The 26619-nt window shown below is 30.5% G+C and carries 27 protein-coding genes and 1 tRNA gene; 13 read left to right on the plus strand and 15 right to left on the minus strand.

The genetic code is table 11. The annotated features are described in order from the left end of the window. Positions 1–219: 219 nt before the first annotated feature. The 5 genes from Q0684_RS07230 to Q0684_RS07250 all read right to left on the minus strand — a co-directional run bounded on the left by Q0684_RS07230 (position 220) and on the right by Q0684_RS07250 (position 3186). The gene (locus Q0684_RS07230; RefSeq protein WP_299014474.1) at positions 220–456 is read right to left on the minus strand and encodes a NifU family protein; all 237 of its coding nucleotides are present in this window, start codon (positions 454–456) and stop codon (positions 220–222) included. 4 nt (positions 457–460) lie between these two features. Beyond that, positions 461–1600: an Mrp/NBP35 family ATP-binding protein gene (locus Q0684_RS07235; protein ID WP_299014477.1), complete on the minus strand. Its 1140-nt coding sequence runs from the start codon at positions 1598–1600 to the stop codon at positions 461–463. A 217-nt stretch (positions 1601–1817) separates the two neighbouring features. Next, positions 1818–2153 carry an MGMT family protein gene (locus Q0684_RS07240; RefSeq protein WP_299014480.1) on the minus strand — a complete coding sequence of 112 codons (336 nt, stop codon included), beginning with the start codon at positions 2151–2153 and terminating at the stop codon, positions 1818–1820. 130 nt (positions 2154–2283) lie between these two features. Further along, on the minus strand, positions 2284–2955 hold the full coding sequence (gene trmB / locus Q0684_RS07245; RefSeq protein ID WP_299014483.1) for a tRNA (guanosine(46)-N7)-methyltransferase TrmB: 672 nt from the start codon (positions 2953–2955) through the stop codon (positions 2284–2286). A 9-nt stretch (positions 2956–2964) separates the two neighbouring features. Beyond that, positions 2965–3186 (minus strand): hypothetical protein, encoded by a 222-nt coding sequence (locus Q0684_RS07250; RefSeq protein WP_299014486.1) that lies wholly within the window; start codon positions 3184–3186, stop codon positions 2965–2967. Positions 3187–3659: 473 nt separating this feature from the next. On the opposite strand from Q0684_RS07250, the gene Q0684_RS07255 reads away from it, so the two are divergent. Then, on the plus strand, positions 3660–4157 hold the full coding sequence (locus Q0684_RS07255; protein ID WP_299014489.1) for a hypothetical protein: 498 nt from the start codon (positions 3660–3662) through the stop codon (positions 4155–4157). A 106-nt stretch (positions 4158–4263) separates the two neighbouring features. Here Q0684_RS07255 and Q0684_RS07260 read toward each other — a convergent pair whose 3' ends face one another. Then, entirely contained in the window at positions 4264–4728 is a 465-nt protein-coding gene (locus Q0684_RS07260) for a hypothetical protein (protein WP_299014492.1), read from the minus strand. Between the two features lie 295 nt (positions 4729–5023). Here Q0684_RS07260 and Q0684_RS07265 point away from each other — a divergent pair, with 295 nt between their 5' ends. The 8 genes from Q0684_RS07265 to Q0684_RS07300 all read left to right on the plus strand — a co-directional run bounded on the left by Q0684_RS07265 (position 5024) and on the right by Q0684_RS07300 (position 11646). Next, a complete protein-coding gene (locus Q0684_RS07265) occupies positions 5024–5920 on the plus strand; it encodes a DMT family transporter (protein ID WP_299014494.1) in 897 nt (298 codons plus the stop codon). 35 nt (positions 5921–5955) lie between these two features. Further along, positions 5956–6822 carry a YicC/YloC family endoribonuclease gene (locus tag Q0684_RS07270; protein ID WP_299015528.1) on the plus strand — a complete coding sequence of 289 codons (867 nt, stop codon included), beginning with the start codon at positions 5956–5958 and terminating at the stop codon, positions 6820–6822. A 72-nt stretch (positions 6823–6894) separates the two neighbouring features. Beyond that, positions 6895–7482: a guanylate kinase gene (gene gmk, locus Q0684_RS07275; protein ID WP_299014497.1), complete on the plus strand. Its 588-nt coding sequence runs from the start codon at positions 6895–6897 to the stop codon at positions 7480–7482. Between the two features lie 59 nt (positions 7483–7541). Next, complete coding sequence (nadD, locus tag Q0684_RS07280) at positions 7542–8123, plus strand: nicotinate (nicotinamide) nucleotide adenylyltransferase (RefSeq protein ID WP_299014500.1); 582 nt, start codon at positions 7542–7544, stop codon at positions 8121–8123. A gap of 49 nt (positions 8124–8172) precedes the next feature. Beyond that, the gene (locus tag Q0684_RS07285) at positions 8173–9036 is read left to right on the plus strand and encodes a M23 family metallopeptidase (RefSeq protein ID WP_299014503.1); all 864 of its coding nucleotides are present in this window, start codon (positions 8173–8175) and stop codon (positions 9034–9036) included. Between the two features lie 3 nt (positions 9037–9039). Continuing rightward, positions 9040–10533, plus strand: a complete 1494-nt coding sequence (locus Q0684_RS07290; protein WP_299014505.1) for a GH3 auxin-responsive promoter family protein — start codon at positions 9040–9042, stop codon at positions 10531–10533. Between the two features lie 100 nt (positions 10534–10633). Next, complete coding sequence (locus Q0684_RS07295) at positions 10634–11083, plus strand: 6-carboxytetrahydropterin synthase (protein ID WP_299014507.1); 450 nt, start codon at positions 10634–10636, stop codon at positions 11081–11083. A 17-nt stretch (positions 11084–11100) separates the two neighbouring features. Next, the gene (locus Q0684_RS07300) at positions 11101–11646 is read left to right on the plus strand and encodes a hypothetical protein (RefSeq protein ID WP_299014509.1); all 546 of its coding nucleotides are present in this window, start codon (positions 11101–11103) and stop codon (positions 11644–11646) included. A gap of 33 nt (positions 11647–11679) precedes the next feature. Here Q0684_RS07300 and pth read toward each other — a convergent pair whose 3' ends face one another. The 3 genes from pth to Q0684_RS07315 all read right to left on the minus strand — a co-directional run bounded on the left by pth (position 11680) and on the right by Q0684_RS07315 (position 14088). Next, complete coding sequence (gene pth / locus Q0684_RS07305; protein WP_299014512.1) at positions 11680–12246, minus strand: aminoacyl-tRNA hydrolase; 567 nt, start codon at positions 12244–12246, stop codon at positions 11680–11682. Positions 12247–12478: 232 nt separating this feature from the next. After that, positions 12479–13084: a 50S ribosomal protein L25/general stress protein Ctc gene (locus tag Q0684_RS07310; RefSeq protein ID WP_299014514.1), complete on the minus strand. Its 606-nt coding sequence runs from the start codon at positions 13082–13084 to the stop codon at positions 12479–12481. A gap of 62 nt (positions 13085–13146) precedes the next feature. Continuing rightward, entirely contained in the window at positions 13147–14088 is a 942-nt protein-coding gene (locus Q0684_RS07315; RefSeq protein ID WP_299014517.1) for a ribose-phosphate pyrophosphokinase, read from the minus strand. A gap of 213 nt (positions 14089–14301) precedes the next feature. On the opposite strand from Q0684_RS07315, the gene Q0684_RS07320 reads away from it, so the two are divergent. Together Q0684_RS07320 and Q0684_RS07325 are read left to right on the plus strand one after the other, a co-directional pair. Further along, positions 14302–14547 carry a GIY-YIG nuclease family protein gene (locus tag Q0684_RS07320; protein ID WP_299014520.1) on the plus strand — a complete coding sequence of 82 codons (246 nt, stop codon included), beginning with the start codon at positions 14302–14304 and terminating at the stop codon, positions 14545–14547. A gap of 1 nt (position 14548) precedes the next feature. Beyond that, a tRNA-Leu gene (locus tag Q0684_RS07325) sits at positions 14549–14630 on the plus strand. Between the two features lie 161 nt (positions 14631–14791). Here Q0684_RS07325 and Q0684_RS07330 read toward each other — a convergent pair. From Q0684_RS07330 to Q0684_RS07355, 6 genes are all read right to left on the minus strand, one after another. Then, entirely contained in the window at positions 14792–17929 is a 3138-nt protein-coding gene (locus tag Q0684_RS07330; RefSeq protein WP_299014523.1) for a type I restriction endonuclease subunit R, read from the minus strand. Next, positions 17926–19323, minus strand: a complete 1398-nt coding sequence (locus Q0684_RS07335; RefSeq protein ID WP_299014526.1) for a Fic family protein — start codon at positions 19321–19323, stop codon at positions 17926–17928. Before Q0684_RS07335 ends, Q0684_RS07330 begins: the two co-directional genes overlap by 4 nt. A 69-nt stretch (positions 19324–19392) precedes the next feature. Further along, on the minus strand, positions 19393–21144 hold the full coding sequence (locus Q0684_RS07340; RefSeq protein WP_299014529.1) for an AAA family ATPase: 1752 nt from the start codon (positions 21142–21144) through the stop codon (positions 19393–19395). 30 nt (positions 21145–21174) lie between these two features. Beyond that, positions 21175–22488: a restriction endonuclease subunit S gene (locus Q0684_RS07345; RefSeq protein WP_299014531.1), complete on the minus strand. Its 1314-nt coding sequence runs from the start codon at positions 22486–22488 to the stop codon at positions 21175–21177. Beyond that, positions 22478–24061, minus strand: a complete 1584-nt coding sequence (locus tag Q0684_RS07350) for a class I SAM-dependent DNA methyltransferase (RefSeq protein ID WP_299014534.1) — start codon at positions 24059–24061, stop codon at positions 22478–22480. The genes Q0684_RS07345 and Q0684_RS07350 overlap by 11 nt, the downstream gene beginning before the upstream one ends. Before the next feature lie 172 nt (positions 24062–24233). Then, complete coding sequence (locus tag Q0684_RS07355) at positions 24234–24710, minus strand: DUF6371 domain-containing protein (RefSeq protein ID WP_299014537.1); 477 nt, start codon at positions 24708–24710, stop codon at positions 24234–24236. Between the two features lie 296 nt (positions 24711–25006). On the opposite strand from Q0684_RS07355, the gene Q0684_RS13515 reads away from it, so the two are divergent. Together Q0684_RS13515 and Q0684_RS07365 are read left to right on the plus strand one after the other, a co-directional pair. After that, positions 25007–25129 carry a sugar transferase gene (locus Q0684_RS13515; RefSeq protein ID WP_366140196.1) on the plus strand — a complete coding sequence of 41 codons (123 nt, stop codon included), beginning with the start codon at positions 25007–25009 and terminating at the stop codon, positions 25127–25129. A gap of 379 nt (positions 25130–25508) precedes the next feature. Next, positions 25509–26615 carry an aminotransferase class I/II-fold pyridoxal phosphate-dependent enzyme gene (locus Q0684_RS07365; protein WP_299015531.1) on the plus strand — a complete coding sequence of 369 codons (1107 nt, stop codon included), beginning with the start codon at positions 25509–25511 and terminating at the stop codon, positions 26613–26615. Positions 26616–26619 lie beyond the last annotated feature (4 nt).

The following is a 26619-nucleotide window of genomic DNA, read 5'->3' on the forward strand; positions in this document are numbered from 1 at the left end:
TCTTTTTGTTTGATGAAATCTTTATTTTATGGTGAAAGTTAAAGTATTTAATTCCTTGTTTTTTCTAATAGACCTCATAAATCATATAACTTATGAGGTCTGTTTTTTGATTTCTACAGCTTGCGTTAGGGATTGAAGTGGCATCCTTTTTTGTTTTTCACAAAAAAGATATAACGTAAAGCCCGACCGTGCTTTTTTGCATGGTAACGCCCAAAATAATTAAGCTATATTTATAACTTCTTCTATTTGTGGTGCATACTTTTTTATGGTTGCTTCTACTCCGTTTTTTAAAGTCATTTGGTTTACAGAGCAACCTGTGCAAGCGCCTTCTAATTGTACTTTTACTATAGTGTCTTCTATTGATAAAAGTTTAATATTTCCACCATCGCTCATTAAAAAAGGGCGAATTTCGTCTAATGCTTTTTCTACATTATTTAAGGTTTCTTGTGCTGTCATAATTTTACTTTTTTACTGCGCTACAACCACTCATTGTAGTAATTCTTACTACTTCTGTTGGTGGTAAATTCTCGTTTCTTTTTAACAATTGCGAAAGCATTTCTTTTGTAATTTGATTAAATGCTTCTTCTAAAACAGTGCCTGTTTGTAACGCTACAGGATGCCCAACATCACCAGCTTCTCTAATACTTTGTACCAAAGGCACTTCTCCTAAAAACTGGGTTTTTATATCTTCTGCTAGGTTTCTTGCACCATCTTGCCCAAAGATATAATATTTGTTGTTTGGCAATTCTTCTGGTGAAAAGTACGCCATATTTTCTACAATTCCTAAAACGGGCACGTTTATACTTTCTTGCTGAAACATGGCTACTCCTTTTTTAGCATCCGCCAAAGCAATATTTTGTGGAGTACTTACTACAACTGCACCATTAATTGGCAAAGATTGTACTATTGATAAATGTACGTCTCCTGTACCTGGTGGTAAATCTATAAGTAAGAAATCTAACTCGCCCCAATCTGCATCAAATATTAATTGTTTTAATGCTTTAGAGGCCATTGGCCCACGCCAAATTACGGCCTGATCTGGATTTGTGAAAAAGCCTAAAGACAATAATTTTACGCCATAATTTTCTACAGGTTTCATTTTAGAACGCCCATCTACATTTACAGAAAGTGGCTTTTCTTTTTCTACATTAAACATAATGTGTTGTGATGGCCCATAAATATCTGCATCTAAAACACCTACGTTAAAACCCATTTTAGCCAAAGAAATTGCTGTATTCGCAGTAATTGTAGATTTACCAACACCACCTTTACCAGAAGCCACAGCTATAATGTTTTTAATGTTTGGTATTTCTTTACCGCGTATTAAATTCGGGTTTTCTTTTGGTGCAGGTTTTTCTACTTTTACATTAATTTTTACCTGAATTTCTTGAGATACATTTGCTTGTATTGCTTTTGTAATTTCAGCTTCTATTTTCTTTTTTGCTTGTAATGTAGGATTACTTATAGTTACATCTACAATAACTTCGTTACCAAAAGTAACTATATTGGTTACGTTTTTATTTTCTACCAAACTTTTACCTTCTCCTGGTGCAGTTATGGTTTCTAGTGCGTTATATATATCTTGTTTTGTAAAACTCATTTTATGTTGTATTTGCTTTAACTACGCTACTTTGGGTGAATTCTTTTTAAAGAAAAAGTAGTATACAAAGATAGTGTTATCTACTAAGAAAGAAAAACTTATAAATTGCGTTTATTTATATGTGAATAACTGTAAATTATTAAAGAAAAAGTCTAAATTTTATGATGCAACTTACATTTATTTGTAAATTTTTATAAAATTAAGAAATAATAAGAGTTTAGGATAATTCATCCATAGGATTCCAAAAAACAGTTTCAAAATCTTGAATTTGATTTTCTACAACAACAATACCTTCACTTTCTAACAATTGCTGCATTAAATTGGTGCCATTAAAATGATGTTTACCTGTTAACAAACCTTTTCTGTTTACTACTCTGTGTGCTGGTACTTCTTCTTGCTGAGTATGCGAATTATTCATTGCCCAACCAACCATTCTTGCAGATCTTGCTGCACCTAAATATTTGGCAATTGCACCATAACTGGTTACTCTTCCAAAGGGGATTAAACGTGCAGTTTGGTATACTTTTTCAAAAAAATTATCGGATTCTTTCACGCAGTTAAGATAAGAAATTTGTGAGTTTTTTAAAATTTAGGGTAAAATTTCAATATTCTTAGATTTCTCATTATTTTATCTCCAATAAAATTGAGAAGCCTAAAAAGCTCATTGCGAAATGACAAACTGTTTAATACTTTAAACGGAATTGAATATAGGTAATTGGTTTATCTACTGCTAAATATTGATTTTCGTAAAAGGTTTGCGTTTCTGTTACCTCTTTTGGTGCTCCATCATTTTTGTACACATTATGGTTTGCGTACAAAATTTCATGCCCTTCACCGTGTAATAAACCTAAGGTATAACCGTGCATAAATTCGCTATCGGTTTTAAGATTCATTATACCCTCTTCTTTTAAAATAGTGTGGTACTTTTTTAAGAAGCTTGTATTTGTCATTCTATGTTTGGTGCGCTGGTATTTTATTTGCGGATCTGGGAAAGTAATCCAAATTTCAGCAACTTCATTTGCCTCAAAAATATAATCTACCAATTCTATTTGGGTTCTTACAAAGGCAACGTTTGCTAAATTTTCTTCCAAAGCTGTTTTAGCACCACGCCAAAAACGAGCTCCTTTAATATCTATACCAATAAAATTTTTATCAGGATTTTTTCTAGCTAAAGCAATAGTATATTCGCCCTTACCACAACCTAACTCTACAACAATAGGGTTGTTATTCCCAAAAAAAGAATGCCATTTGCCTTTTTGAGAAAAATTAGTAATTACCTCTTCTCTTGTTGGCTGAATGACATTTTTGAACGTTTCATTTTCTTTGAAACGTTTTAATTTATTTTTACTTCCCAATTTAAATTTTTAAGCTCTGTCTTCTGTACCTTCTTTTAAAAACTTTCTAGATTGTTGCATCCAATATGCAAACAAAACTAAAAGTACTACAAGAAAACCCCAGTTTACTGCATTAGAAATCCACCAACCTAAATCTGCTTGTGCTACAGATAAACGTAACCACTCAAAAGGAAGAAATAAAAGTTCTGTAAATAAACTACCAATCCATTTAAAAATATTGCCTGCTATCATAACTTAATTATCTTTACGCTGCAAAAATAATAAAAGAAACAATGCTAGCCAATTTTTTAAGCAAATCTAAGCCTATCAATTTTATTATCCTTTTTGGGTTGTTTTTCTGCTTGTTTACTGTATTTTATGTGATAAATGTATTTATTGTCTCATTTAATTTTTCTGTAGTATTAGAATTTTTAGCTTTTTTAACATTATTTTTAGTTATTTTTTTCTTCTTTAATTTTGTAATAACTAAAAACGGACTCACCCTAGATAATTCTTACAGTTACTATATTTTCACGATAATTACTACGTTTTTTTTTACTGTAATTTTAAATTTTGAAGTGCTATTACTTTTTCTTGTTCAAATATTATTTTTAAGGAAAATTTACAGTTTAAAATCTAACAAAAACATTTTCCAAAAGCTTTTTGATAGTGGTTTTTGGCTTGGCATTTTATTTTTACTAGAGCCTTTTACCGCTTTATTTGGTATGCTAATTTATGCAGGTATTTTTTTACATCAAAAGCCGCTTATTAATAGTTTAATTATACCTATATTAGGATTTGCTACACCTTTAATTTTATTTTTTACCTATTGTTTTGGTATAGATGAAGTATACACGTTTACCAACCTTTTCTATTTTGATGCCTTATCTTTTGTGAATTTTTATAAAGAAGGTAACTTTTATAGTATTGCTCTTTTTATGGTATTGCTGGCTGCATTTGGTATTGTTTTAAAATCACCAAAAGCGTTAGCTGTAAATAACTCTTTTAAAAAAAGCTGGTTATTACTTGTTTTACACTTAGTAATTGCCATAACCTACAACCTTTTGCAACCCCACAAAAATGGTACTGAATTACTTTTTCTAATTTTTCCTGTTGCCGTGCTTGGCGCAAACGGTTTTGAAGCACTTAAAAATAAAATCTTAAAAAACTTATTTTTATTACTATTGCTTGCAAGTATTTTTATTGTGCCTTTTGTTTTGTAACTTTTTAAACCTTATTAATGCAAAATTCATTAGCACAAAAATTGCTTTTTTAAGCATTAAATTTTGTCTGCTTATCTTCTAAAAAACAAGTAATCGAATACCTTTGTTAGAAATTATATCCAAAACGGACAGAAAAATCGCCTAGAAAACCGCCAGAAGAGTTGTTATTATTTACTGCAACACCATAACCAAAACCCAATCTTAAATCAAAATCGAAATTTGCGCCTAAATCTCGTCGAATTCCCCAAGAAGGTATAATTCTAAATAGGTTAGAAAAATCTGCATTTGACACATTAGTTATTGCAAACCAATTAGGATTGTAAGTGGTTTTAATACTCACAAAATTAGCTGCATTATTTTTTATCGATTTTCCTTTTTTATCTCTTTTTGCAAAGTTATAATACCATCTTGGCTCTAAAGATAAAGACGGAATTAAAATATACTGAGATTTAGGCGTATTTAAATCGCTATAATAATAACCACCATCTAAACCAATTTCTGTTCTTAAAGCAAATTGGTTATTTAATTTTGTTTCATTATACCCCCAAAAACCAAATAAACCTATTTGCACACCGTAAATTGATTTTTTTACACTGTATTCCTTATTTTTTTGTGCTTATGCAGAAAAAGAGATGAAAAATACTACTAAAGTTGTAAAAAATATTTTCATAGGTTTTTTTAAGATTTTGCAATCTTAGTAATTTACATTTATACTTTTATCTTAAAAAATAAAAAATGTATATTGCAGTTCAAAAGTTAATTAACCAGTAACTTAAAAAGAGTTTCAATTCTAATATTGAAGCTCTTTTTTTATGGTTAGTAGTTTTATTATTAGCAACTTTGCACTATTATTTTAAAGCAAAAGAATGAATTCTAGAGTACTTGCCATTATTGCTGTATTTATTGGTACTTTTATTTATGGTATAAATTACACCATTGCCAAAGATGTAATGCCCAACTTTGTGCAACCTTATGGTTTTATTTTAATAAGAGTGGCAGGTGCTACCCTAATTTTTTGGATCTTAGGTTTGTTTATTAAATCAGAAAAAATAGAAAAATCTGATTACAAAAAAATACTACTTGCCTCTGTTTTTGGAGTTGCCTTAAATATGCTAGCCTTTTTTAAAGGTTTAAGCTTAACAACACCCATTAGCGCCTCTGTAATGATGGTTACTTCGCCCATTATGGTATTGCTTTTTTCTAGTATTCTACTAAAAGAAAAAATACCAAAACTTAGAATTTTAGGCGTTTTTATTGGTTTAATTGGTACTGTTATTTTAATAATTTTTGGCAATGCTACTACAGGCAATGCAACCAATAGTAATTTGGGTAATTTTTTAGTTTTAGTAAATGCAGCCTCTTATGGTTTGTATTTGGTATTGGTAAAAAACTTAATCGCAAAATACCATCCATTTACGTTTATAAAATGGTTTTATTTATTTGGTTTAATAATTGTTTTGCCTATTGGTTGGGGCGAGTTTAGTCAAATATCTTGGGCAACTATGCCAACCAATATCTATTTAAAAGTAGGTTTTGTAGTTGTTTTTACAACCTGTATAACCTATCTTTTTAACTTGTATGGCTTAAGAAAACTAAAACCAACAACGGTAAGTGTTTTTATTTATTTACAACCTGTAATAGCCACAATTTACGCCTTAATTGCTGGGAGTGACACTTTAAATTTAACAAAAATTGCGGCTAGTATTATCATCTTTTTAGGTGTGTTTTTAGTAACCAAACAACCTAAAAGTATGGCCAAATAAAGTTATATTTGCAACACATTAAAAATGATGATTTTATGATTCAATCTATGACAGGTTACGGAAAAGCAGTGTTACAATTGCCTACTAAAAAAGTAACCATAGAAATTAAATCTTTAAATAGTAAAAATTTAGATTTAAATGTTAGAATTCCTTCATATTACAAAGAAAAAGAACTTTCTGTTCGTAAAAAATTAGCAAAAGCTTTGGTTAGAGGTAAGGTAGATTTTAATGTTTTTGTAGAAATGACAGCTGATGAAACTTCGTCTAAAGTTAACAAAAGTGTTGTAAAACAATATGTAGAACAACTAAGAGAAACACTTTTTATTGATTCTGAATATGATGTAGAATTATTAAAAATGGCAGTAAAAATGCCAGACGCTTTAAAAACAGAACGCGCAGAATTAGATGAAAACGAATGGAATCTAATTGACCAAAATATTGATATTGCTATAACTGAAATTGTGCAATACAGAACAGATGAAGCTGCCTCTTTAGAAATTGATTTTAAAAAAAGAATTGCAAATATTAAACATTATTTAGAAGAAGTAAAAGCTTTAGATGGAGACCGAATTGAAAATGTAAAAACACGTTTAAAAAAGGCCATAGACGATTTACAAGTAGATACTGACCAAAATAGATTTGAGCAAGAGCTAATTTACTATTTAGAAAAACTAGATATTAATGAAGAAAAAGTGCGTTTGGCAAACCATTTAGACTATTTTTTAGAAACCTTAGCAACACCAGATTCTAATGGTAAAAAACTAGGTTTTGTTATACAAGAAATGGGTAGAGAAATTAACACAACAGGCTCTAAAGCTAATTTTGCACCCATGCAAAAAGCTGTTATTCAAATGAAAAACGAGCTAGAGCAAATTAAAGAGCAAATTTTAAATGTACTTTAATTGGTTTTTGATTGATGGTTTTAAATATTAATAAAATCCATCAACCAAAAACGAATAACAAAAAACCAAATTATGTCAGATTTTAAGGGAAAATTATTTGTGTTTTCAGCGCCTTCTGGTTCTGGTAAAACCACTATTGTACGCCATTTATTACAACAAGAAAAACTAAAATTAGCGTTTTCTATTTCTGCCACTTCTAGGTTGCCCAGAGGCGAAGAAAAAGATGGAGAAGATTACTACTTTATCGATTTAAAAGATTTTAAAAGTAAAATTAAAAACGAAGAGTTTTTAGAATGGGAAGAAGTATATAGAGATAATTTTTATGGCACTTTAAAAACAGAAATAGCACGTATTTGGGCATTAAAAAAACATGTTATTTTTGATATTGATGTTGCTGGAGGCTTAAGAATTAAGAAAAAGTTTCCAAAAGAAACCTTAGCTATTTTTGTAAAACCACCAAGTATAGACGAATTAAAAATTCGTTTGAAAAAACGAAAAACAGAAAGTGAAGACAAGATTAATATGCGCATTGCAAAGGCTTCTGTAGAGTTGGCTACTGCGCCTCAGTTTGATAAGATTATAAAAAACTATATTCTAGAAGATGCTTTAAAAGAGGCGGTAGAATTAGTTGAAGATTTTTTAAAAGAGAAAAAAGAATAGTAAATTAAAACAAGGCTGAGCATCTTTTCTCTTTGCTCTCTTTTCTATTATCTTAAAAAATGAAAATAGGTTTATATTTTGGTACTTTTAATCCCATACATGTTGGGCATTTAATTATTGCCAATTACATGGTAGAAAATTCAGATTTAGATGAAATCTGGATGGTAGTTACACCTCACAATCCGTTTAAAAAGAAAAGTTCGCTTTTAGAAAATCACCATAGATTTGAGCTTGTATATCGCGCTACAGAAAATTATAATAAAATTAAGCCATCAGATATTGAGTTTAAATTACCACAACCCAATTATACAGTGCACACTTTAGCGCATATAGCAGACAAATACCCAAATAAAGAGTTTTGCTTAATTATGGGCGAAGACAATTTAAAGAGTTTTAATAAATGGAAAAATTTTGAAGTTATCCTAGAGAATCATCATATTTATGTATATCCAAGAATTGCAGATGGAAGCCTAGACCATCAATTTAAAGAACATTCTAAAATTCATAAAGTTACTGCACCAATTGTACAAATTTCATCTACAATGATTAGAAATGGTATTAAAAACGGACAAAACATAAAACCAATGTTAACTCCGGAAGTTTGGCAATATATAGACGAAATGAACTTTTACAAGAAATAGTTTTCTTATTTTTACGTTTGCTATTATGTAGCAGCATACAAATTTAAATTTGACAAAAAACAAAAAAAATAAAGGCAAATTAAAACAAAAATTAACCGATAAATACAGGTTAGTTGTTTTAAATGAAGACACTTTTGAAGAGCGTTTCTCTTTAAAACTATCGCTCTTAAATGTATTTGTATTAGGTGGTTTTTTCTCTATTTTACTAATTGTGTTAACTACAATTTTAATTGCATTTACACCTATAAAAGAGTACATACCTGGTTACTCCTCATCTAAACTAAAAGCAAGTGCTGTAAAATTAACTTTTGAAGCCGATTCTTTAAAACAAAAACTAGCCATTTTAGAAAATTATACCAAAGCCTTAAAACCGGTTTTAACCGGAGAAATTACGGCAGAAGAAATTGACTCTATACAAAACGAGGCAAGACAAATAAATATTGAAATAGACGATTTAGATGCCACACCAGAAGATTCTTTATTTAGAGAAAAAGTAGCAAAAGAAAATAGATTTGCTATTTTAAATAATAACAATAATAGTATAAAAGTCGTTTTTTTTGCACCTCTAAATGGTATTATTTCTCAAAATTTTGAGTCTAGTTCAAAACATTTTGCAGTAGATATTGTTGCCAAAAAAGGTTCACCTGTAAAAGCTGTTGCAGATGGTACTGTAATTTTTTCTGGCTGGACTGCAGAAACAGGCTATGTAATACTTTTAAAACACAATAAAGATTTTATATCTGTATACAAACACAATGGTAATTTACTAAAGCAACAAGGCGATTTTGTTAAATCTGGAGAAGTAATAGCAAGTGTAGGTTCTACAGGAGAGTTTACTACTGGGCCACATTTGCATTTTGAGCTTTGGAAAGGTGGTTATGCAGTAAATCCCACAAATTTTATAGATTTTTAAAAAATGAGTATTAAATCTTTTTTCGCAATTCCGTTTGCCAAATACCATACCAAAAAAGTATTAAAATGGGCCAACAATCCGCACAAAACCCAAGAAAAAGTTTTTAAAAACCTACTCTCTAAAGGCGCTAAAACTGCATTTGGTAAAGATCATAATTTTAGTGCTATAAAAAATTATAGCGATTTTAAAAAGAACGTAAAGGTTACGGATTATGAGGGATTAAGACCTTATGTAGATAGAATGGTTGCTGGCGAAACAGATGTTTTATGGACTGGTAAACCTTTGTATTATGCCAAAACTTCTGGCACAACTTCTGGTGCAAAATACATACCTATTACCAAAGACTCTATGCCAACGCATATAAAAGCTGCAAAAAATGCATTGCTATTTTATATTGCAGAAAAAAACGATGCTAGTTTTGTAGACGGTAAAATGATTTTTTTACAAGGAAGCCCAGTTTTAGAAGACAAAAACGGAGTAAAATTAGGCAGGTTAAGTGGTATTGTTGCGCATTATGTGCCACAATATTTACTTAAAAACAGATTACCTTCTTGGGAAACCAACTGCATAGAAGATTGGGATACCAAAGTAAATGCAATTGTAGAAGAAACTGTAAATGAAAACATGTCTGTAATTAGTGGTATACCTTCTTGGGTACAGATGTATTTTGAAAAGTTAATTGAAAAAACAGGCAAATCTATCACAGAGTTATTCCCTAATTTTAATTTTTTTATTTACGGTGGTGTAAATTTTGAACCTTATAAAAATAAGTTCGAAAGTTTAATTGGTAAAAAAATAGATTACATAGAATTATATCCTGCTTCAGAAGGTTTTATTGCCTACCAAGATTCGCAAAAAGAAAAAGGAATGTTGTTGCAATTAGATTCTGGTATTTTTTACGAATTTATACCTGCAACTGAATTTTTTGATGAAAACCCCACTAGAATTTCTTTAAAAGATGTAAAAATTGGCGTAAACTATGTAATTATATTAAATACAACAGCAGGTCTTTGGGGTTACAATATTGGAGATACTGTAGAATTTACATCAACAAAACCCTACAGAATTAAAGTTACAGGTAGAATTAAACATTTTATATCCGCCTTTGGCGAACATGTTATTGGTAAAGAGGTTGAGAAAGCGTTAAATGATGCTATTTTAGGTACTTCTATAAATGTAAGTGAATTTACAGTGGCACCTCAAGTTAATCCAGAAAATGGTTTACCTTACCACGAATGGTTTATAGAATTTGAAAACGAACCAGAAAGCTTAGAAGAATTTGCTAGAAAAATAGATGCTTCTATGCAAACACAAAATATTTATTATTTCGATTTAATTGAAGGTAAAGTTTTACGACCTTTAAAAATAAGTAAAGTTAAAAAAGGTGGTTTTCATGCATACATGAAATCTATTGGTAAATTTGGCGGACAAAATAAAATTCCGCAATTATCTGACAACAGAAAAATTGCAGACGTACTGCAAGATTTCTTAGTTTAAAACAAAAATATAAAAAAATGGGTGGAGATTATTTATTTTTAGTACTCGCAATAGTATTGGTAATTGTGTATTTTTACAACAAAATTAGAAACAGAAGGTAATGAGTACAATTAGAATTACAAAGAAATTTAATTTTGAAACTGGCCATGCCTTATATGGTTATGATGGTAAATGTAAAAATGTACACGGACATTCTTACAAGCTTTATGTAACTGTTTCTGGTAAGCCTATTAAAGATACTTCTAATGTAAAATTAGGAATGGTTATTGATTTTGGCGATTTAAAAAAAATTGTAAATGAAGAAATTGTAGATGTTTTTGATCATGCTACAGTTTTTAATAAAAACACACCTCACGTAGAGTTGGCAAAAGAGTTAATGGACAGAGGACATGACGTTTTGTTGGTAGATTACCAACCTACAAGTGAAATGATGATTATAGATTTTGCTAAAAAAATTAAAGAAAGATTACCTAAAAACATAAAATTACATTCTTTAAAATTACAAGAAACTAGTACTAGTTTTGCAGAGTGGTTTGCTAGTGAAAATTAACATATAAATCAAAAATTATGAAAAAAATTACATCAGTATTCGTTTTACTTTTGGCCATTATTACAATTAGTAGTTGTAGTAGCAGTAGTGATAGTAATAATGAACCTGCTTTTATTTTATCGAACACAAATATTGTAGGCAGTTATGCCATTACTAATTTAAATATTAGTACAGATATTACAACTACCTCTAATGGTTTTCCTATAAAAGTAGCCACAGCAACCACAGAAGGAGATTTATTTAAACTAAATTTAGAATTAGCTGCAAATGGCACTTATACTATGGTAGGTAGCTATACCATACTTTATAAATTAGACCCGGTTGTAGGCGATAGTTTTGAAGAAAGAGATATTATAGAAGATATAGATTTTGCTGGTACTTTTAGCGTTAACGAGGCTGATAATACCATAACTTTTTCTGGAGGTTTACTGCCAAATCTAAGTGGTACTTTAGAAGTAAAAAACTTTAATGAAGATAGTTTTAGTCTGTATCAAGAAATTGAAGTACCTGTTAATAGTAATGTAGAGGAAGTAACTACTTATATTACTTTTGAAAGAATATAAAATAGGTTAGCTAAAATATAAAGCTAACCTATTTTACTTTCCATTGTAGGTATTCATAGTATTTGCTAAACCTGCTGTGCCAAAAGAAGTAATTACTTTGGCAGACAAAGGCAAACGTTCTATTAATTGACTAGTTTCTTCTTTATTCCATTCGCCCAAAACATAATCTACTTGCCTACCTTTAGCGTAATTTGCACTTACGCCAAAACGAAATCTTGGGTATTTGTTTGTCCCTAATTTTTCTTGAATATCTTTTAAGCCATTATGGCCACCATCACTACCTTTTGCTTTTACACGAATAGTACCAAAATCGATATTTAAATCGTCTGTAACAATAAGGAGATTATCAACAGCAATTTTTTCTTTTTGCATCCAATATTTTACTGCTTTTCCACTTAAATTCATAAATGTATTTGGCTTTAATAAAATAAAAGTTCGCCCTTTAAAACGAAACGTAGCAACATCACCCAACTTATCTGTTTCAAAAGAAACTTTATGCTCTTCTGCTACTTCATCTAGAATTTTAAAGCCAATATTATGTCGCGTTTCTAAATATTTATCGCCAATATTACCCAAACCAACAATTAAAAATTTTTTCATTAGATCTTCTTTTATCTCTTTGTTTAAGCCCAAGTTTCTTTTTATAATTGATAAGAAATTCATTCCTCAAAAATAAGAAGAAATATAAAGTTATCTATGGTACATAATATCTAAAATTTTATAGAACTAAACTTTACTTTAGATAAATCTATAAAACTCTAAATCGAGTTCAGCGTAAAAAAAAAGCGTTACAAAATTGTAACGCTTTTTTTTATTAAATGAAACACAGTGCCTATTCAGCTGCTGGTGCTTCTGCTTCTTCAGTTGCTTCTTCTTCATCGTCTGCAACAGTAGCATTTCTAGAAGTTCTAACTTGTACAACCACTGTATTCTCTGGGTGCATAAATGTGTAATCGTCATTAAATAGAGACGTAATTACTAATTTACTACCAATTTTTAAGCTAGAAATATCTGCAGTTACATAATCTGGTAAATTAGCAGGTATTGCTTTTACTTTTAACTTACGGTTTGTAAAACGTAAAGATCCTCCATTTAAAACTCCTGGAGAAGTACCTGTTAATTTCACAGGAATTTCCATAGTAACTTCTTTATCATCAAATAACTGATAAAAATCTACGTGTAGTATTTTATCTGTTACTGGGTGAAATTGGATATCTTGTAAGATAGCCGCTATTTTTTGTCCATCAACATGAATTTCTGCAGTATAAACGTTTGGAGTGTACACCAAGTTTTTAAATGCTAATTCTTCTGCTGAAAAATGCATTGGCTTGTCTCCTCCGTAAATAACGCAAGGAACCATACCAGCATTACGTAAGGCTTTGGTTGCTACCTTGCCCACGCTTTCTCTTTTTGATCCTTTAATTGTAATTGATTTCATTACTTTTTGTTTAAAATTAATTTACCCGTTTTGCTCTAATTTTTAAGAGATTTCTTGGGGTTTTACATTAAAAATTGTCCACTAATTGAGTTGTTATCTTGCACTTTGTGCATAACTGCCGCAAATAATGGCGCGCAAGATACTACTTTTATTTTAGATGTCTCCTTTTTTAACGGAATTGTATCTGAAACTATTAATTCTGTTAATGCAGATGCTTCTATTCTTTCGTAAGCATCTCCAGAAAGTATAGGATGTGTACAAATAGCTCGTACACTATTCGCACCTCTTTCTTTCATTAAATTTGCTGCATGGGCTAAAGTACCTCCTGTATCTATCATATCATCTACTAGAATAATATCTTTACCTTCTACATCTCCAATAACCTCCATATGCCCAATAACATTTGCTTTTTTACGCTGTTTATAACAAATAACTACATCTGAATGTAAGTGTTTAGAATACGCATAAGCTCTTTTAGAACCACCCATATCTGGTGATGCAATGGTAAGATTTTCTAATTTTAAACTTTTTATGTACGGCATAAAAATAGTAGATGCAAATAAATGGTCTACAGGTCTTTCAAAAAATCCTTGAATTTGATCTGCATGCAAATCCATTGTCATAATTCTAGTGGCACCAGCAGCTTCTAGCAATTTAGCAACTAATTTTGCTCCAATAGCAACCCTTGGTTGATCTTTTCTATCTTGCCTAGCCCAACCAAAATATGGCATAACAGCAGTAATATGCCTTGCAGATGCTCTTTTAGCTGCGTCTAAAATTAATAGCATTTCCATTAAGTTATCTGAATTAGGAAATGTAGAGCCTATAATAAAAACTCTTCTCCCTCTTACAGATTCTTCAAAAGCTGGCTGAAATTCTCCATCACTAAAGTAGGTTATCTTAATGTTTCCTAAGGTTGTACTATATTCTTTTGCAATTTTTTCTGCTAAAACTTTGCTTTGTCTACAAGCAAATAGTTTTGGCGCAAGCTGATTTGAAGGCATTTAGTTCTTTTTTAGTGGTGTTATTTGTAGTTGACAAAAGTAGAAATTATTTATTGAGTTTGAAATATATTTATATACTTTAAAATAAAATATTTTTATACATTTGCAATCTTCTTAAAGTAACTTGTTTTTTAAGAAGAGTCTATAAAATGCTCAAGTGGCGGAATTGGTAGACCTGTCTGCCGACAAGGCAGGCGCGCTAAAATAGATAATATGTTCTTTGTTTATGCAATTTCTAGTATTAGTAGAAACTATATTTATTTTGGTTTAACAAGTAACTTAAATGATAGAGTTAAAAGACATAACGGTTTAAGAGAAAGAACAACTAAACCATATGCTCCTTTTGAACTCATTTATTTTGAAAAAGTTGAAACTAGAATAGAAGCAAGGAAAAGAGAAAAATATTGGAAATCTGGAATTGGTAAAGAAAAATTAAGATCTTTGCGAGATTCTAAATAATGCTCAAGTGGCGGAATTGGTAGACGCGCTGGATTCAAAATCCAGTTCTTTCGGGAGTGTGGGTTCGATTCCCACCTTGAGTACAAGTAAAAACCCTGTTAATCGTTTGATTTTCAGGGTTTTTTAATTTTATTAGTAACGTTTTAGCAACTATGTTTTTAAATTTAAAGTTAAAAAGAAGAATTATTTTTTCCATTCTTTAAATACTACACTTTGGAAATTATTAATATATGTTTGCAAAAATTTAGTTGTACTTCTTAAAATTCTCAGCTTGCTCAAAAATTTCTTTATAAACCTCGTCTCTATCTACTGGCGGATATCCGTTTTCTGCCAAAAGAATAATTAAGTCTACTTTTAGTTCTGCTTTTAAGTCTGCACGTTTGCTCCAATCTGTGTATTTGGCTTTATCGTCTACTACTGTTTTAACCTCTCTTGCTAAATGAACCAATTTATCTTCTGGATATTCAAAATCGTACTTAATAGCTAATGCTTTTAAAATGTCATAAAAAGCTTTTTCTTCAAAATCGATTCCTAAGTCTTGAAATGAATCTTTTTCTTTTTTTAGTTCATAGAAAAGGTCGATAATTTCGTCTGTAAAATCTTCTAAGACCTCACTTCTTAATACATCACTTTCTTTACGCTCGTTGTATTTTTCTACCAGAGATTGCATTTTTTTTGAAAAATCAATCCCCTTAATTTTATTAACTTTTTTGAGTTGTCCAATTGCTTTAGCTAGTAGTTGTTGTAGTAATTTAATCTTTGTATTTGGCAACTTAATCTTCTGAATTTTAGCCAAATAATCTTCATCAAAAATATCTACTTCTTTTTCATCTGAATCCCCCATTTTAAAGATTTCCTCTACACCATCACTTTGTATTGCCTCTTTAATCATCTCACGAACTCTGGCATTCATTTGAGCAGCATCTGGTGCAGTTCCTTTGGTTAATTTAAATACAATAGAACGAACCGCTAAATAGAAATGAATCTCATCTCTTTCTCTATCTGTAAACTCACCCGTTCCTGCGCAAATATCATAAGCCGCTTTTAAACGTTTTACCAAATCCATAAAACGACGTTCCAACTCTTGCGTTAGTTGTACAAATTCAGCTCCTTTGTTTAGGGTTTGTAATTGCTCTAACGGATTTCCATTAAAGTATCTAGTCGTATCAAACTTATGAAATATTTTACCCAATAAGCTTAGATGGTCTTTTACTACAATTATAGACTCTTCAATCTCTTCAATGTTGTCACCTTTTGTTTTTCCAAATTCAGCCAAAGCCAAATTCATTTGTTTTTTAATACCAATATAATCTACAACTAAACCTTTATTTTTTCCTTTAAACTTTCGGTTTACTCGAGAAATTGTCTGAATTAAATTATGTCTTTGAATAGGTTTATCAATATAAATGGTATCTAAGAAAGGAACATCAAAACCAGTGAGCCACATATCTACTACAATAGCTATTTTAAAGTTAGATTTCTCGTTTTTAAATTGTCTATCCAATTCTTTACGATAGTCTTTAGAACCTAACATATCGTACAACTCCTTAGGATCATCTTTACCTCGCGTCATTATCATTTTAATGCGCTCCATAGGCTTAATTTCCTTCTTTTCTTTATCTGTTAGTTCACTTCCCTCTTCATGAGTTTTAATTTCTGCCCATTCAGGTCGTAAAGCAATTATTTCTTGATATAGATTGTAAGCAATTGTTCTACTACTTGCCACAAACATTGCTTTTCCTTTTACGGTTGCACCTTCGTTAACTCGTGTTTCATAATGATTTACAAAATCTAAGGCTACTGCTTTTAATCTGTCAGGATCACCAATAATTACATTCATATTGGTAGTTGCTCGCTTGCTTTCTTCTACCTGATATTCACTTGCACCTTCTGCAACACATTGGCTGTAATAACCTTCAATTTCTTGTAGTTTTTCGCTTTTTAGCAAAACTTTTGCAGCTCTACCTTCATAAACCAAACGAACCGTAATTTCATCTTTTACAGATTCTGTCATGGTATAACTATCTACAATAGCACCAAAAACATCTAAAGTAGCATCTATTGGCGTCCCTGTAAACCCTACAAATGTAGCATTTGGTAAGGAATCGTGTAAGTATTTTGCAAAACCAAAAGTCTTAGAAACACCATCTTTAGTTAGCGTTACTTTTTGATCTAAATTGGTCTGACTTCTGTGTGCTTCATCAGAAATACAAATTACATTCGTTCTGTTTGTAAGTAACTCTGTATCTTCTGTAAATTTATGAATGGTTGTTAAAAATACACCACCACTTTGTCTGCCTTGTATTTCTTTACGTAAATGATCTCTACTTTCTACACTGATAATATTATTATCGCCAATATAACCTTTAGCATTGGTAAATTGTCCTGAAAGTTGGTCGTCTAAATCGGTTCTATCTGTAATTAAAACTATTGTTGGACTGCTAAAATGCACACTCTTCATTAACAAGCGCGTTAAAAACAACATGGTAAAACTTTTACCACAGCCTGTTGCTCCAAAATAAGTACCACCTTTACCATCTCCTTTTGGCTTTTGGTGTACTTTTATATTCTCATATAACTTATTAGCCGCATAATATTGCGGATAGCGACAAACTATCTTTTCATCTTTTTTAGAAGCATCTGGAATGTAAATGAAATTACGAATGATATTTCTTAAATCTTCATGGTTAAACATGCCGTGAATTAAGGTAAACATTGCATCTATACCATCCACGTCTTTGTTTAAGCCTGATACTCTTCTCCAAGCATAATAGAACTCATATGGCGCAAAAAATGAGCCTGCTTTGGTGTTTACTCCATCGCTAATTACACAAAAAGCATTGTATTTGAACAATTCTGGAATGTCTCTTTTGTAACGAGTGGTGAGCTGAACATAAGCATCATGTATTGTAGTTTGCTCTTTTATAGCAGTTTTAAATTCAAATACTACTAATGGTAAACCATTGATGTATAAAATACCATCTGGAATTCTTTTTTCGTAACCGACAATTTCTAATTGATTTACGAATTTGTAAGTATTTTTATTTGCTTCTGAAAAATCAATAAGATAAATCCAAATATCTTTTTGACTGCGGTCTTCCCTTTTAAAAGAAAAACCGTCTGCTACCAATTTCATAATAGCTTTGTTACTTTCGTATAAATCTGAAGCGGAATACGTTTTTAGTTGTCTTACAATTCTTTCTACCTCAACAGCTGTAAGTTTTTCTGTTTGATATTTAGAAAGTAGAAACGTTTTTAAGTCTTCTTCTAATAAAACTTCTTGAATATCTCTTGAAATGGTTGCACCATTAACGTGCGGAATTTCTTCCGATTGTAATAATTCTATAAATGCTTTTTCTAATTGATATTCTGTAAATTTCATTGCTTTTTTATACTTTTTCCTTTTGATGTTAATCGGTATTTTTGCTTACTACTGCTAGGTTTTTCTGGAATGGTTAATTCTATTATACCCGATTCAACAGCTGGTTGTAAGTAATTTTTTCTAAAATTTGGTTTGTGAGATAATTTAAGAAAAGCCATTAATTCGCTAATACTATACTCTTTATCCATTACCAAAAGTAGATTCTTGACTGGGTCACTAACTAGGTCGTTAACTGGGTCGCTAACTAGGTCGGTAATAGGTGATAACTTGTGGGGTACTTGTGGGGTACTTGTGGGGTCAACTTGCTCGGTAACTTGTTCGGTTGCAGGTAGCACAAGACGTAAAAAGTTTTCAGTAAACTCAAAGGATTCTTGAGGATAGGCATCTAAAATTCTTGGAATTCCAGAACCCAATTGTTCTACCAAATCTAAATCTTTAAATATGCGAATAAGCTCTTTATTTCTTGGGATAGAAAAGCCTTTAAAAAATTCTTTTTCACTTAAACCATCAACCAAACTTCCTGCTGAAGTAATCTCTATTCGGTCACTAAAAATCTCGAATTTTGGCGGTACTTCTCTACTAAAATCGTTGTGAACAAAAGCGTTTATTACAGCTTCTCTTAAAGCTCTAGCATTCCATAAACGTTTTTCTAGGCGATCTTTTGCTGTTATTTTTGCAATGGTTCTGTTTTCTACATCTAATTTGTCTAAAACCTGCTTGCAAGCTTTAATGAGTGAAGTATAACCATACTCATTCGTTTCTATTAGTTCTACACGATTTGTGCCTGCATATTTGGCTACTTTAATAGAAATGTTATTGATATCAGACAATAAATATCCTGCATAATTCCAAGTATCGTCTTCTGTTACCAACTCTAAATTGGTGGCAAATTGTGCATTGAGTGCCTTCCCTTTTTCTTGATAATAAATATGCAATTGCTCGAAAGACAATTTTTGTTTGGGCGATACAATTTTACTAATAGTATCTCTTGTGCGTGAAGCGTATAAATTATCTATTGTTTTTTGAGGCATGGGTTCAGATGCGGTTCCTACACGCATATAACAACCTCGTTCACTCATACCATACTTGGTTTTAAAATAAGGTTTTTCGCTTCCACTAGCAATGGTAACTTTTACCAATTGCTTACCTTCTTGCGCTACAACAGAAATATCAAACAAGCCCATACAAGATGGACGTATATTTGTTTTTAAACGGTCTTTAATGCGCAACATCGTATCATCTATAGCTGCAACACCAACTGCTTTACCAAATTTATCTACACCAAAAATAAGCGCACCACCAGAGGTATAGTTTAAAAAAGCAATGACTTCTTTTTCTATATCTACTGCTTTTGTGAGTATTTCTTTGTATTCGATTCTGTTGGTTTCTGTCATGTAGTTATTGTACAGGTTGTTGGTTGGTTTTGTAAATAATTTATATCAAAAATACTAAAAACTAATATTTTAATGATTTACAATATTTCTAATAAATTTAATAATTGGAACATTTTTGATATCATCATTTCCAATATTAGGCTCAAGAACGTTTTTCCAATATAGATTTGCATTATAAGGCTTACCGTCAGAAATATTATATGAGTCTGGATATCTTAAATTACTTTGAATATTTTGATTTTGATGCGCAGGCTCAAAAGTTGTAGAGTGAAGCTGAAATAACCCAATTTCATAATTTTCCTTTTCATTATCTAACTTACATTGATTGTAAATAGATTTTTGAATTCCTGAATCAAATATAGGTAATGAGTATTCGTCAATTCCTTCTTGTACAGCAGAATCCGTATCACAAATAACATGGTATTTTATAGAGAACTTAGAGAAAATCTTCTGATAAAAAGGAATGTTTGTAACAGAACCACAATTCACAATAAATAAATCTTTACTAATATCAATTGATGAAATATACCCTCTAAGTATTATTTCTTCTGTAGCTCCTTCAACTAATATAACTTCATCTGCATAAAATGATTCGCATAAAAAAGGATTAAACCTCAAAAGCTCATTCATTTCTTGCTTTAACTCTGCCTTGGTTCTAATTTCCTTAGATTGTTTTAAAAATTCATCATTTATTTGATATAATTTAGTTCCAATATCATTTTTTATCATTCTAACTAAGGATGATTTTTCTTTGGTTATATCAATCATTTGAGGAGAATGTGATGCACATAAAACTTGATAAGGAGATTCTGTTTCACTAACCTTATAAATTAGAGAACGTAATTGTTTCATTAGTTTTGGGTGCAAAAATAATTCTGGTTCTTCAAAAAGAACAATATAATCTTTTCTACTTTCAACTCTTTCATATTCTTCTGCAATATCCTTCATTAGAAGAAGTGAAAATATTGCAGAACGTACAGCACCATGCCCAACTTTGTCATAGTTTGTTGGAATAGATTCATCTTTAACTCCTTCATCATTTTTTTGCTCAAAATGAATAGAGAAACTTTTTCCCATAGAATTTTCAGTCCATTTTACTTTATCTTTTTCTCCTAACTCAATTTTTGTATTTGGAAAAAGTTCTTGAAAATGTTTGTTAACTTCTTCTTTATAAGTAGAAATTGATTCAGGATTATAAAGTTTGTCCTGTAATTCTTGAATTTTTTCTTGAGCTTCTCTAAGTTCTTGTCTTTCTTTATCTTTAAGGTTTGCTGTTGCTTTTGCCTTTAAAATTTCATTAATTATATTTTCTACCTCAGCTTCTGAAGGCATCGCTTTAATAAAAATAGGTGTAGGTAAGGCAGACTGAAATACACTATCTAAACCAATACCTCCATAATTTTTAGCTTCCCATTTATTATTCTGATAATCCCAAGTATAATTTTTTGTTTTTTCAAATGTAATTTTACTACCTGCCTTAGGTTTTATTACTTTTCTAATCCTTAATAAGTTGTTTTCATCAAGCCAATTTTTTAAACCTTCTTTTTTGTTTTTAATAGCTTCTTTTTCAAAATCAAAGTCATCGAGTTGTAATGTTAATTCAAATTCTACTTCATTATTTACATCAATTCTATAAATATCCTCTGGTGTTAGCGATATGTTTTTATAGAAATATTCATAAGCTTTTAAAAAACTAGATTTACCTACGTTATTTTGACCTAGTAGAAATATTGTATTTGAGTCTTTAAATTCAATTGTATTGTTTTCTATTCCTCCTGATAAACCCCTAAAATTATTTACCCCAAATGATATAATTCTCATATTTTTTTCTCTTAATTAGCTTTTACTTTTTTAAACTCCAATTTTTGTCATTTTTGAGAGAAGTAAATTGTTTATTTTCTCTAATTCACAAATTTCTTTTTGATTTAAAATTTGATGAGTAATTATTATATCAAAATGACTATTAAATAATTTTAAAGTTTGTTCACTTGGAACAATTAGATATTCTTCTTCTAAAAAAGAATTGATATTAAAGTTTTTAACTCCAGTTGTACTGTTTTCAAATGAAAATAGATAATCTATACTGTACAAGTAATCGATATGAGAGAACAGGAATTTAGAATATAAAACATTTTTCAACTTTAGTGTCCTGCAAAAATTTGAACATATTATTTTTTCATTTAGAAATTTTAAATGATTTTCAGTAACTAATACAGATCTACCAGTTGATTGTGTTGGACTACCCCCAGATATTTCAATTACTATTTGATCTTTTAAAATTTCTCTATTCTTAAGATTCTTTTCTAAAATATATCTAATAGGTGCTTTAATTAAATTTCCTCTTTTAAGTAAGGGTATATCTGTTCCTCTAACACATCTTACTTTTTTAATATAGTTACCAATAGGTTTGTCTTTACCCCAATCACCTCCCAGGGTGTCTTCGATAAAATTATAAATTAAACTAACTCCCCAGCCTAAAGGAATTTCCCCATCCAATTCCTCATTATAAACCATTTCACCACCAGAAGATTTATAAGGTTTACCTTCCAATTCAGGTGATCCTGAAACAAGTTCAGGACAACTTTCCTTTGTAATTGGAAAGTTAAAATCTACAAACCAATGTTTGTATAAGGCTTGTGCAGTTTCCTCTAGTTTCTCATTGATTTGTTCATTAAGTTTAATATGCTTAACAACCGTATTGTATTCTTTTACAATTTCTTGTTGTTTTTCTATGGATGGAACTGGAAGTTCCATATTTAAAAAATCTTCCCATTCTAAACTTCCTCTTACACCACCAACTGCGTGAAAACAAGCTTCTCTATCAAACTCAGAACGTGTAAACCACATCATCAAATATTCTGGTATTAATTGCGTTTCATCTTTAATTTGAAAAACTGGATATGCTTGAGAAATTATGGCTTCATCAAAATCCTGTAATAAGGCAACAGGCATTTTTTTATCTCTCCTTACTTGCATAACACTACACGCAAATTGTCCTTTTCGGATAATTTTGTAGTTCTTCATATTAGTACCAATAGTATTTGCCACAGAAGATATAAATTCTTTTGTAACGCTTAATCCTAGAAGCAGGTCTATAGACAAATCTTTATTTCTTACATCTACTAACTCTATGAAATCTCCTATTTTTTTGTAATTAGATTTCATAGCCTAATTTTTTAAATACCGCTAAAAGGTCTTCTTTAGAATCTGCTTCTTGTTTTAGCAAATCAGTCATTTCAGTTTGTAAGGTTTGCATCTTTTCTTCAAAATTGATGTTTTCATCTCTGTTTACAAACGCTATGTATTTACTTGGCACTAAAGAGTAGTCTTTGGCTTTTACTTCATCTAATGTTGCGCTGTAACAAAATTCTGGGACATCTTTATAAGCAGATTGCTTCACTCCGTTCGCAATGACGTTTGTTTGCCAGTTGTGATAGGTTTCTGCAATATTTTTGACTTGTTTTGGCGAAAACTGAATAAATTTCTTTTCAAAAGGTTCGCCTACCTCTCTTAAATCTATGAATAGAATCTCTTCTTCTCTGTTTCTGTAATTACGAGTTGTATCAGGTAATTTTACAGTCCTTTCTTTTTTATTGTTGTTTAAAATCCAAAGAGTTACAGAAATATTAGTGGTGTAAAACATATTTTGAGGAAGAATTACAATAGCTTCAACCAACTTATTTTCTATCAGTTTTTTACGAATTTTATATTCTTCTCCACCTCCAGAAAGTGCACCATTTGCCAAAATAAAACCAGCCACTCCGTTTTGTGAGAGTTTAGATGCCATGTTTAAAATCCACCCATAATTGGCGTTGCTTTTTGGTGGCGTATCATACCCTTTCCAACGTGGGTCGTCTGTTAGTTCGTCAGCAGCTCTCCAATCCTTTTGGTTAAAAGGTGGGTTTGCCATAATAAAATCTGCTTTTAAATCTTTGTGTTGGTCTTTGGCAAAAGTATCTGCGGGTACTTCGCCTAAATTTGCAGCAATACCACGAATTGCCAAATTCATTTTTGCCAATTTATACGTAGTAGATGTATATTCTTGTCCGTAAATAGAAATGGCTTTTTTATCGCCATTATGTGCTTCAATAAATTTAATAGACTGCACAAACATTCCACCAGAACCACAAGCAGGGTCATAGATGATACCTTTGTAAGGCTCTATCATTTCTGCAATTAGATTTACAATACTTTTTGGAGTATAGAATTCTCCCTTTCCTTTTCCTTCTGCTAAGGCAAACTTGCTTAAAAAGTACTCGTAAACACGACCAACAATATCTTGCGCCTTGTCTCTAAGCGTATCTATATTGTTTATGGTGTCTAAAAGTGCCGCTAATTTGCTTACATCCATATTTAGACGAGAAAAATAGTTATCTGGCAACGCACCTTTTAGTGCGGGGTTATTTTTTTCTACAGTATGTAAAGCTGTATCTATTTTAAGGGCAATATCGTCTTGTTTGGCATTTTCTATAATGTAACTCCAACGTGAAATTTTAGGCAAGAAAAAGACATTCTTCATATTGTAGAATGCTGCCATTTCTAAATATTTTTCTTTGCCTTCTGCAATTAGTTCTTGTTTGCGTTCTTCAAATTTATCGCTTGCAAATTTTAAGAAAATTAAACTCAGTACAACGTGTTTATATTCTGAAGATTCTACAGTTCCGCGCAGTTTATTTGCAGAATCCCATAGTGTTTCTTCAATAGATTTTTGTTTTTTGGTGGTTGCTTTTTTTGCCATAGTTTGTGTTTACAACTGGTATATGTATTTAGTTTACCAAATATAAAGGATTTGAAATAGTACACCCTAAAAATAGAGAGGATATCTAGTTTTAGAGGTGTTGCAATTTTCGTTAAAAATACAAAGTAAAAAACCTCTAACAAATTTGTTGGAGGTTAAAAGTTTAAAGTTTTTATATTATTGTGTGTATTTTAATTAAGAAATCTTCCAAATCACAATTATAAAAACCTTTTTGATTAAGTTCTCCGTCACTAAGACCATTTCTCATGTCCCAAATTTTTGCGGAAATGTTTAACTTCTTTAATTCTTCAACTTTTTTAGTTGCAATCTTTATTGCATTTTCGATTAAATCAGAAACTATTAAAATATTTTTACCAGAAAGTACTTTCATTTTATCAGTTGTCATAACATTTATACCTCCGTAAGACAACCATATGTAATTTGGAAAATTTATTGCGCAAATGATTGCTGTTTTTTCACTTTCAACCAAAACTATCGGTTTGTTTTTATAGTCAGGTAAACCCAACAAATTTTCATCTTTAAATAAGTATTTAGGTGTAGCAAATTTGAAATTACTTTGAGTATGAAATTTATTTGCAACAGCACTACTGTATAAATTATTAATATCCTTTACCATCAGGTTACCCAAACACCGAACTTTAAACTGTTTAGTACAACTTTAAAAACAATTAAGACGCTGTGTATGGTATTTTTTAAAGAAAGTTTTTAGATATTTTTATTGCTATATTTTGTCTTTTATTGTTTTTACCTATATTCAGTATAATTTTTATTATCTTAGTAATCAGCACAAAGGGTAAACCGCTTTTCTTTCAAGTTAGGCCAAAAAAAATGGTAAACTTTTTAAGATTTTTAAGTTTATAACCATGAATATGAAACAAGATTCGAGAGATGAACTATTACCTGATAACGAGCTTAAGAAAAATTTTGAGACAAACATCTTTAGATGAAGCTTCGCAAGTATTTACTATTTTAAAAGGAGACATGAGTATTATTGTACCTCGCTCATTATTAAGAGAGTATATTGAGTTCTATGGTAAAGAACAGTAATAAAGACATCAGGTAAGACCTGGTATTACAGATTTGACACAAATAAATGGTAGAAATGCAATTAGTTGAGAACAAAAATTTACATATAACATTTGAGATATAGAAAACCTTTCTTTTTTGCTAGATGTAACATGTTTTATATAACCATAGGAAAAGTATTTACGTCAGAAAATATAAATACTTTAGGACTCTACCACTGAAAAATTTAAAGAAAATTAACAGCCTTTAATGTAAGCGTAATCGGCAAAAATGACTGAATAAAAGTGAATAAAGCAAATAATAAATGGAGTTAAATAAGATTTTAGGAATTTCTGATGCACTAAATGCTAGCAGTTCTAAACAACCAAAAAAATCAAAAATTTGGTTGTCTTCTCCACACATGGGAGGAACAGAAATGAAGTACATAAAACAAGCTTTTGACACAAATTGGATTGCACCACTTGGCGAAAATATCAATGAATTTGAAAATGAAATAAAAAATCATCTAGGAAGCCAAAATGAAGTAGCTTGTCTTTCTTCTGGTACTGCAGCATTACATTTGTCTTTAATTTTAGCCGGTGTAAAAGATAATGATGAAGTTCTTTGTCAGACTTTTACGTTTTCTGCGACAATAAACCCAATTATTTACCAAAGAGCAATACCTATTTTTATAGATTCAGAATTAGATACTTGGGGCATGTCTCCAGTATATTTAGAAAAAGCGATAAAAGAGCGCATTGCACTAGGAAAAAAACCAAAAGCAATTGTAGTAGTGCATCTTTATGGCATGCCTGTTAAAATTGAAGAAATTAGTAAAATTGCAAAGGCCTATGATATTGTTTTAATAGAAGACGCAGCAGCAGCAATAGGTTCTAGTTATAAAGGCCAAAAGTGTGGTACTTTTGGAGATTTTGGAATTATTTCTTTTAATGGAAATAAAGTGATAACTACCTCTGGTGGAGGTGCTTTAATTTGTAAAAATAAAGAAGTAAAAGAAAGAGCCATTTTTTTAGCAACACAAGCAAGAGATAATGCACCACATTATCAACATTCTAATATTGGTTATAACTATAGATTAAGTAATATTTTAGCAGGCATTGGCAGAGGGCAAATGGAGGTTTTAGATTCGCATATTGCTAAAAGAAGAGCTAATCATAAATTTTATAAAGCACTGCTAACAGATATTAAAGAAGTTAATCTTTTTAAAGAACCAAATGAGAATTATTTCTCTAACCACTGGCTAAGTGTTATTTTAATAAAAGAAAACACTAATTTTAATAGAAAAGAATTAAGAGCACATCTAGACGAAGAAAATATAGAATCTAGGTCTTTATGGAAACCAATGCACATACAACCTATATTTAATTCATATCCTTATTATGGTAAAAATATAGCAGAAACCCTCTTTAATAATGGACTCTGTTTACCATCAGGTTCTAATTTATTAGAAGAAGATAAACGTAGAATATCTAATAAACTAAAACAATATTTTATAACTAGTTACTAAAATA

This window comes from uncultured Polaribacter sp. (assembly GCF_947503875.1).
Classification (GTDB): domain Bacteria; phylum Bacteroidota; class Bacteroidia; order Flavobacteriales; family Flavobacteriaceae; genus Polaribacter.

What these genes read in the sequence shown, in the direction of transcription:
- Q0684_RS07230 (WP_299014474.1), bottom strand. Translation starts at nt 456, where the DNA reads ATGACAGCACAAGAAACCTTAAATAATGTAGAAAAAGCATTAGACGAA.
- Q0684_RS07235 (WP_299014477.1), bottom strand. Translation starts at nt 1,600, where the DNA reads ATGAGTTTTACAAAACAAGATATATATAACGCACTAGAAACCATAACT.
- Q0684_RS07250 (WP_299014486.1), bottom strand. Translation starts at nt 3,186, where the DNA reads ATGATAGCAGGCAATATTTTTAAATGGATTGGTAGTTTATTTACAGAA.
- Q0684_RS07255 (WP_299014489.1), top strand. Translation starts at nt 3,660, where the DNA reads ATGCTAATTTATGCAGGTATTTTTTTACATCAAAAGCCGCTTATTAAT.
- Q0684_RS07265 (WP_299014494.1), top strand. Translation starts at nt 5,024, where the DNA reads ATGAATTCTAGAGTACTTGCCATTATTGCTGTATTTATTGGTACTTTT.
- Q0684_RS07270 (WP_299015528.1), top strand. Translation starts at nt 5,956, where the DNA reads ATGATTCAATCTATGACAGGTTACGGAAAAGCAGTGTTACAATTGCCT.
- gmk (WP_299014497.1), top strand. Translation starts at nt 6,895, where the DNA reads ATGTCAGATTTTAAGGGAAAATTATTTGTGTTTTCAGCGCCTTCTGGT.
- nadD (WP_299014500.1), top strand. Translation starts at nt 7,542, where the DNA reads ATGAAAATAGGTTTATATTTTGGTACTTTTAATCCCATACATGTTGGG.
- Q0684_RS07290 (WP_299014505.1), top strand. Translation starts at nt 9,040, where the DNA reads ATGAGTATTAAATCTTTTTTCGCAATTCCGTTTGCCAAATACCATACC.
- Q0684_RS07295 (WP_299014507.1), top strand. Translation starts at nt 10,634, where the DNA reads ATGAGTACAATTAGAATTACAAAGAAATTTAATTTTGAAACTGGCCAT.
- Q0684_RS07300 (WP_299014509.1), top strand. Translation starts at nt 11,101, where the DNA reads ATGAAAAAAATTACATCAGTATTCGTTTTACTTTTGGCCATTATTACA.
- pth (WP_299014512.1), bottom strand. Translation starts at nt 12,246, where the DNA reads ATGAAAAAATTTTTAATTGTTGGTTTGGGTAATATTGGCGATAAATAT.
- Q0684_RS07310 (WP_299014514.1), bottom strand. Translation starts at nt 13,084, where the DNA reads ATGAAATCAATTACAATTAAAGGATCAAAAAGAGAAAGCGTGGGCAAG.
- Q0684_RS07315 (WP_299014517.1), bottom strand. Translation starts at nt 14,088, where the DNA reads ATGCCTTCAAATCAGCTTGCGCCAAAACTATTTGCTTGTAGACAAAGC.
- Q0684_RS07320 (WP_299014520.1), top strand. Translation starts at nt 14,302, where the DNA reads ATGTTCTTTGTTTATGCAATTTCTAGTATTAGTAGAAACTATATTTAT.
- Q0684_RS07330 (WP_299014523.1), bottom strand. Translation starts at nt 17,929, where the DNA reads ATGAAATTTACAGAATATCAATTAGAAAAAGCATTTATAGAATTATTA.
- Q0684_RS07335 (WP_299014526.1), bottom strand. Translation starts at nt 19,323, where the DNA reads ATGACAGAAACCAACAGAATCGAATACAAAGAAATACTCACAAAAGCA.
- Q0684_RS07340 (WP_299014529.1), bottom strand. Translation starts at nt 21,144, where the DNA reads ATGAGAATTATATCATTTGGGGTAAATAATTTTAGGGGTTTATCAGGA.
- Q0684_RS07345 (WP_299014531.1), bottom strand. Translation starts at nt 22,488, where the DNA reads ATGAAATCTAATTACAAAAAAATAGGAGATTTCATAGAGTTAGTAGAT.
- Q0684_RS07350 (WP_299014534.1), bottom strand. Translation starts at nt 24,061, where the DNA reads ATGGCAAAAAAAGCAACCACCAAAAAACAAAAATCTATTGAAGAAACA.
- Q0684_RS07365 (WP_299015531.1), top strand. Translation starts at nt 25,509, where the DNA reads ATGGGAGGAACAGAAATGAAGTACATAAAACAAGCTTTTGACACAAAT.